This window comes from Solemya elarraichensis gill symbiont (genome assembly GCF_002021095.1).
Classification (GTDB): domain Bacteria; phylum Pseudomonadota; class Gammaproteobacteria; order Chromatiales; family Chromatiaceae.
In genome coordinates this window covers 1-6,625 of the sequence record NZ_MPRK01000091.1, presented here as the reverse complement: position 1 = coordinate 6,625, position 6,625 = coordinate 1, and the positions used below count along the sequence as shown (strand labels likewise).

Below are 6,625 nucleotides of genomic sequence, written 5' to 3'. Positions count from 1 at the left end.
CCACGCTTCCTGATCAGCGGTGACGCTGTTGGCTGGATTCGACCCGACATGGTGTCGCGCCTGCTGGATGAGCCGATCTTCGAATCACACGATGACCACGCTTTCCACCTGCATCCAGACCTGGATACATTCGATAAGCGCAGCGACGCATTGCATGAACTGGTGTTGCGTTTGCACGCTGAGGGTAAAGTCAATCTCGTCATGAATGAGCCCTACCCGGTGACCGCATCGACACGCGAGGAATCCCTGTGTGTGATTGATCGTCCTGCGGCAGGGATTTTTGGCCTGAAGACTTATGGGCAGCATCTCAACGGCTTTGTTCGCAAGGCAGACGGAATACACATGTGGATCGGCCGTCGCGCCAAGGACAAACCGATACTCCCCGGCAAGCTTGATCAGCTGGTTGCCGGTGGACTGCCGTACGGGATTTCACTCGAAGAGAATCTCAACAAGGAGTGTTACGAGGAGGCGGGAATTCCGGGTGAGATTGCATCTCACTCACTGCCGGTCGGTGTTGTCAGCTACGACCTGATTTCCCCGCGCGGCATCAAGCAGGAGCTGCTCTACTGTTACGACCTCGAATTGGCGGAGGATTTCAAGCCCGTCTGTACAGACGGCGAGGTCGATGAATTTCTGCTGCTACCTATCGATGAGGTTGCTGCGATGGTACGCGATACGGATGAATTCAAGCCAAACTGTAACCTGGTGATTATCGACTTCCTGATTCGCCACGGCTATATACAGCCGGACGAGCGTGATTATGTTGCGCTGGTATCCGGTTTGCGTTCTTCGCGAAGCGACTTCTGAAAAGCCTGCATCTGTTGCTCAATATTTGCATTTTCAGCAGCTGACAACAGGTGTGTTCTCAGCGTGGGAATGGCGAGCAAGTCTCTCATGACAGCATTGAATACTTCCTGCCCGGCACTGTTGTGTGCAAGCCGTGAAAGATAGGTTGCAGCCAATTCTTCATTAGCCAGTAGATTCCAGGCGCGACCTGCGATTGCTGTCAGCACATCGATATGCTGTGCTGCTGCCTGCTGCCTGCTGCATGACCTGTTCGAACATGCTGGCAAGCACGGTTTTACTGATGGTTCCGGAGATTCCCCTGATTAGCGCAGTGACAAGAACAGTGTCGGGCTGCCCGCTCTCCAGTGTTTGCTGCAAACGCTGCAGCAACGCCTTGGCAATGGGAAGAGGGATCTCTTCATTTTCAAGACAGTGACATAGTGCTGTAAGCGGCTCTGTCGGTAGCTGCGGAATAGCTGTTACGATCAGGCTGGTGTTGTTGTTTTCAGCGAAGCGGGCAGCGACATCGGCAATGCCCTGGTAACCGACGAACTGTCACTGCTCCCAGCCGGCTTCGCCGCTGAAATACTCTTTGGCATGTGCGTAGAAATTTGAAGCGGGTTGCTTCAGGTCGGCAGAGATTTTTGCATGAAAGACGGCCATACGTTCCTCGCGTGGCTTGAAAACAAAAGGATTGTCTTTCAGTGCATCCGGTACATTGCTGTCCTGCGTTTTGTTGAGCGCCCACACTTCTGCGAGACGCTGCACAAAGTAGTCCCTTGCGGCTTGTACAAGTTTGCCCTGTTCATCGAGCGGCAGTTTCAGAAACCAGATGACTGGTTCGTTGTTTTCACTCCCGGTCTGCAGCAATGCAAGCCATGCATGACGCGCCAGCGGGGCAGGCCATGCAATCTCGTAGCGTTCAAACTTGATAAACTGCTGGCGGCTGACTCTCTGTATGCGCCGTCCCATATCGTAGAGACGCAGCTTGCTGCCGGTCGCCTCGAGCAGCTCGGTCAGGGTCGACAATTGATCTGGTTTGGGTGTATTGCTCATTTCATCCAAGTGATGATGTGGTGGGAGAGTTCATCGGCATCGTCTTCACAGATTGTGCGACCGCTGATGCTGTTGCCCGATTGAAAAACACTCTTCGCATCACCACTGATTAACGGGTGCCATTCCGGCAACTGCTTGCCTTCTGCCAACAAACGATAGGCACAGGTTGGTGGCAGCCAGTAAGGGTCGTCAAGGTTTTCTATCGTCAAGGTGACACAATCAGGAACCTTGACGGAACGATTCCAGTAGTCGGTGCACTGACCGCTTGGAACATCGAGCAGGCGACAGTGCACATTAGTGAAATAGATTTCACGCGTATCTGCATCTTCAAGGCGGTGCAGGCAGCACTTGGCACACCCGTCACACAGGGCCTCCCACTCGTCTCGATTGAGCTCTTCGAGAGGTAATTGCCAGAATTCTGCTCGTAAATTTGCCATTTGCAGCGGTTTAACCGGAAAAAAGATGGTAATTTTATCCTTTCCGGGGCTGTCTGTTGTCGCTTTTTTGCGGATAATAGGCGGATTAGTGTCACAACAGAGAATCGAGATGCCCAAATACCGTTCCAGAACAACAACCCATGGCCGCAACATGGCCGGTGCCCGCTCCCTGTGGCGTGCGACCGGTATGCAGGATGAAGATTTCGACAAGCCAATTATCGCGGTCTCCAACTCATTCACCCAATTTGTACCGGGGCATGTACATCTCAAGGATATGGGACAACTGGTCGCAAGGGAGATTGAAAAAGCGGGAGGTGTCGCAAAGGAGTTCAACACCATTGCTGTGGATGACGGTATCGCCATGGGGCATGACGGCATGCTCTACTCACTGCCTTCACGTGACCTGATTGCCGACTCGGTCGAGTACATGGTTAACGCCCACTGTGCCGATGCGCTTGTGTGCATATCCAACTGCGACAAGATCACCCCCGGTATGCTGATGGCGGCACTGCGATTGAATATCCCTGTTGTGTTTGTCTCTGGTGGCCCGATGGAGGCAGGTAAAGTACAGCTTGCCTCAAAAGGCGGAAAAACGATCAAGCTCGATCTCGTCGATGCGATGGTTTCTGCAGCTGATCCGAACGAAAGTGATGAGGACGTTGCTTCTATCGAACGCTCGGCCTGTCCGACCTGTGGTTCCTGTTCGGGTATGTTTACCGCCAACTCGATGAATTGCCTGACCGAGGCCCTGGGCCTTTCGCTTCCCGGTAACGGTTCTCTGCTTGCGACTCATGCCGAGCGTGAAAATCTTTTCCTCGAAGCCGGACGCCTGGTTGTCGATCTTGCAAAACGCTATTACGAACAGGACGACGAGAGTGCACTGCCACGCAATATAGCCACCTTCGATGCGTTCGAAAACGCGATGAGCCTGGATATCGCCATGGGCGGTTCAACCAACACGGTTCTGCATCTGCTGGCTGCTGCACACGAGGCGGGTGTTGATTTTACTATGAATGATATCGACCGCCTGAGCCGCAAAATTCCAAACCTGTGCAAGGTTGCACCTGCCACGCAGGAATACCACATGGAAGATGTTCATCGTGCCGGTGGTGTTATCGGCATCCTCGGTGAACTCGACCGTGCTGGCCTGATCCACCGTGACGTGCCGACTGTACACAGTCCGACCATGGGGGCTGGCCTGGATGCATGGGACGTCATTCGTACACAGGAACGCGATGTCCATGAGCGTTTTCTTGCAGCACCCGGCGGCATACCGACACAGGTTGCCTTCAGTCAGGATGCACACTGGCCCGATCTTGATCTAGACCGTGAAAACGGCTGTATCCGTGATCTCGAGCATGCTTACAGCCTTGAGGGCGGGCTCGCCGTACTTTACGGTAATCTCGCCGAGGCGGGCTGTATCGTCAAGACTGCCGGTGTTGACGAATCGATCTGGAAATTTTCCGGTCCCGCACGTATTTGCGAAAGTCAGGATGCGGCCGTTGCTGCAATTCTCGATGACAAGATTAATCCGGGTGACGTGGTACTGATTCGTTACGAGGGCCCCAAGGGTGGTCCGGGTATGCAGGAGATGCTCTATCCCACCAGTTACCTGAAGTCGAAAGGGCTAGGCAAAGAGTGCGCACTGATTACCGATGGCCGTTTTTCAGGTGGCACATCAGGCCTGTCGATCGGGCACTGTTCTCCGGAAGCCGCCGAGGGTGGCAATATTGGACTGGTTGAAGAGGGCGATATCATCGAGATCGATATCCCCAATCGTTCGATTAACGTCGCGCTTTCAGATGAAGAGCTGGCACAGCGCCGTGCCGCCATGGATGCAAAAGAGAATGGTTGGCAGCCTGTCGAAAAGCGCGAACGCGCTATCAGCAAGGCACTGCAGGCGTACGCTGCAATGACCACATCGGCAGCTCGCGGTGCTGTGCGTGATGTCTCACAACTGAAAAAATGATCGACGTTGATTCTATTGCTGCGCTACTGAAGTCAGTAGCGCAGCAGGAGCTGTTGCCGCGCTTTGCGCAGATTGAACCGGGTGTCAAAGCTGACGGTTCACTTGTCACCGAGGCTGATCTTGAATCGCAGCGTCTTGTTGCCGGTCGCCTCGAACAGGAATATCCGGACATCGGCTTTCTGGGTGAGGAGATGTCTGCACAAGAGCAGGCGAGTCTGCTGCAATCCGGAGAACCGATCTTCTGCCTTGATCCGCTTGATGGCACCACCAATTTTGTGTCGGGCGTGCCCTATTTTTGCATCTCGCTGTCGTTGATCCAGGCTGGGCGTATCACGCATGGCATTGTTTATGATCCGGTCAGGGATGAGCTTTTTACAGCGGTCAGCGGCAAGGGTGCATTTCTCAACGGCAAACAGTTGCTGGCACGTGATAGCGGCCTCTCCCTGAAACAGACAAGCGCACTGATCGATTTCAAACGGCTTCCACCACAGCTGGCAACACGCCTTGTTACCGAGATACCCTATGCATCGCAGCGCAGTTTCGGTTCAGTTGCACTGGACCTGTGCTGGCTTGCTGCCGGTCGTGTGCATCTCTATCTGCATGGCGCTTCGAGTCTGTGGGATTATGGTGCCGGCAGCCTGGTCTGCGGTGAGGCCGGTTGTCCTGTAACGACTCTTGAAGGCGGGGAGTTGTTCGTCAATCGCCTGGTTAAACGTTCTGCGGTTGGTGCAGTCGATGCCCGGCTGTTTGACGTCTGGACAGATTGGCTGGGTATTGCAGGCTAATCCCAATGCTTCTTGGATAACAGGACGTAAGCGGCACCTGTACCGCCATCCCATCTTGGCGCCGTGGTAAAGGCCAGTACATCCTCGCGCTGCTGCAACCACTGGTTGACCTTCTGCTTCAGAACCGGCTGTGTTGTTGAGCCACGTCCCTTGCCATGAATGATACGAATAGTGCGATAGTGCCTGTGGGCAGCCTGGGCTAAAAATTTAAGCAGTGCCTTGCGCGCCTCGACCACGCGCATGCCGTGTAGATCGAGTGTTGCTTCAGGCGGCAACAGGCCGCGTTTCAGGTCCTGGTAGAGCCGGTTTTGCACACCGGGGTGCTGAAAATCGAGAAAATCAGGCGTTTCGATATTGAGGTCGGCAAGGGTGTCTTCCTCCTCTTCCGGTTGTTTGGGCAGGGGCTCAGGGCGCAACTTCTTCCTGAACGGATCGATGCGCTCCTGTTCCAGCTGCTTGACGCCTTTCATCTCTTTGTGAAAAAGCTCAAGATCCTGATTCTTTTTGTCATCGTTCACGGGATGCCTTTACTCCGGTTTTCCAGTATATTGTCCTGATTGAGAGGATTCTGCAATTTTGCCAAGTTTGCGCACCAAATGAAAATCCTGGTTAGTAATGACGATGGATACCAGTCACCGGGTCTTGTCACGCTTGCCGACACCCTGCAACAGGCGGGTGACGTGCATGTGGTTGCACCAGACCGGGATCGCAGTGGTGCCTCCAATTCGCTGACCCTTGACTCGCCTGTACGGGCCGGCCGCCAGCCAAATGGTTATTACAGTGTCAACGGTACGCCGACCGATTGCGTGCATCTTGCCATTACAGGCTTGCTCGAAGAGGAGCCGGATATCGTCATTGCCGGCATCAACCTCGGTGCCAATCTTGGCGACGATGTACTCTATTCAGGAACAGTCGCTGCAGCTACCGAGGGACGTTTTCTCGGTTTTCCGTCGATGGCAGTCTCAATCAACTCGTTCACACCATCGCACTTGCAGACAGCGGCTCACGTTGTTCTGCAATTGATCAACTCTCTTGTCGATGGCAGTCACACATCTGAAGCAGTGATGCTCAATGTCAATGTGCCCGATCTCCCCCTTGAGGAGATTCGAGGTATCAGGGCGACACGCCTCGGGCATCGTCACAAGGCTGAGCCGGTCGTCAAGACAACCGATCCGCGTGGCAAGCCGATCTACTGGGTTGGCCCCCCGGGGCCTGAGCAGGATGCAGGGGAGGGGACTGATTTCCATGCACTGCGTAACGGCTATGTCTCGGTGACGCCACTGCAGGTTGACCTGACCCATCATGGGGCACTGAAGACAACAGGCGACTGGATTAGCGAGGTTTCACTGTGATTGCATCGAGTGGCTACAGTGGCATCGGTATGACGTCGCAACGTACGCGCGATCGCCTGATTGACCGGCTCAAGGAGCAGGGCATTCATAATCCGGCGGTACTCAGCGTGATGCGCAGCACACCAAGGCATCTGTTTATCGAAGAGGCGCTGGCACACCGTGCCTACGAGGATACAGCGCTGCCGATCGGCCTGGGACAGACCATCTCCCAGCCCTATATCGTTGCACGCATGACAGAGG

At 54.4% G+C, this 6,625-nt stretch carries 7 protein-coding genes and 2 pseudogenes; 5 read left to right on the top strand and 4 right to left on the bottom strand.

The window, feature by feature from the left end:
* Window positions 1-807: NUDIX hydrolase (locus BOW51_RS05985; protein WP_078476904.1), on the top strand; the 807-nt coding region annotated here is incomplete at its 5' end.
* Here the strand turns inward: BOW51_RS05985 and BOW51_RS11790 are convergent.
* From BOW51_RS11790 to BOW51_RS05965, 3 genes and pseudogenes are all read right to left on the bottom strand, one after another.
* A complete protein-coding gene (locus BOW51_RS11790; RefSeq protein WP_167367249.1) occupies window positions 759-1,013 on the bottom strand; it encodes a DUF3549 family protein in 255 nt (84 codons plus the stop codon). The genes BOW51_RS05985 and BOW51_RS11790 overlap by 49 nt on opposite strands.
* Window positions 970-1,842, bottom strand: a pseudogene (locus BOW51_RS11615) (DUF3549 family protein). Before BOW51_RS11615 ends, BOW51_RS11790 begins: the two are co-directional and overlap by 44 nt.
* A complete protein-coding gene (locus BOW51_RS05965; RefSeq protein ID WP_078476903.1) occupies window positions 1,839-2,279 on the bottom strand; it encodes a YcgN family cysteine cluster protein in 441 nt (146 codons plus the stop codon). The pseudogene BOW51_RS11615 and the gene BOW51_RS05965 overlap by 4 nt, the downstream one beginning before the upstream one ends.
* 109 nt (window positions 2,280-2,388) lie before the next feature.
* Here BOW51_RS05965 and ilvD point away from each other — a divergent pair, with 109 nt between their 5' ends.
* Both ilvD and BOW51_RS05955 read left to right on the top strand, forming a co-directional pair.
* A complete protein-coding gene (ilvD, locus tag BOW51_RS05960; protein WP_078476898.1) occupies window positions 2,389-4,248 on the top strand; it encodes a dihydroxy-acid dehydratase in 1,860 nt (619 codons plus the stop codon).
* Complete coding sequence (locus BOW51_RS05955; RefSeq protein ID WP_078476897.1) at window positions 4,245-5,033, top strand: inositol monophosphatase family protein; 789 nt, start codon at window positions 4,245-4,247, stop codon at window positions 5,031-5,033. The genes ilvD and BOW51_RS05955 overlap by 4 nt, the downstream gene beginning before the upstream one ends.
* Here BOW51_RS05955 and BOW51_RS05950 read toward each other — a convergent pair.
* On the bottom strand, window positions 5,030-5,551 hold the full coding sequence (locus BOW51_RS05950; protein ID WP_245828534.1) for a Smr/MutS family protein: 522 nt from the start codon (window positions 5,549-5,551) through the stop codon (window positions 5,030-5,032). The two genes, BOW51_RS05955 and BOW51_RS05950, sit on opposite strands and share 4 nt — an antisense overlap.
* 78 nt (window positions 5,552-5,629) lie before the next feature.
* On the opposite strand from BOW51_RS05950, the gene surE reads away from it, so the two are divergent.
* Both surE and pcm read left to right on the top strand, forming a co-directional pair.
* Window positions 5,630-6,385 (top strand): 5'/3'-nucleotidase SurE, encoded by a 756-nt coding sequence (surE, locus tag BOW51_RS05945; protein ID WP_078476896.1) that lies wholly within the window; start codon window positions 5,630-5,632, stop codon window positions 6,383-6,385.
* Window positions 6,386-6,414: 29 nt separating this feature from the next.
* A pseudogene (gene pcm / locus BOW51_RS05940) lies at window positions 6,415-6,625 on the top strand (protein-L-isoaspartate(D-aspartate) O-methyltransferase); the annotation flags it as partial.

What these genes read in the sequence shown, in the direction of transcription:
- BOW51_RS05965 (WP_078476903.1), bottom strand. Translation starts at nt 2,279, where the DNA reads ATGGCAAATTTACGAGCAGAATTCTGGCAATTACCTCTCGAAGAGCTC.
- ilvD (WP_078476898.1), top strand. Translation starts at nt 2,389, where the DNA reads ATGCCCAAATACCGTTCCAGAACAACAACCCATGGCCGCAACATGGCC.
- BOW51_RS05955 (WP_078476897.1), top strand. Translation starts at nt 4,245, where the DNA reads ATGATCGACGTTGATTCTATTGCTGCGCTACTGAAGTCAGTAGCGCAG.
- surE (WP_078476896.1), top strand. Translation starts at nt 5,630, where the DNA reads ATGAAAATCCTGGTTAGTAATGACGATGGATACCAGTCACCGGGTCTT.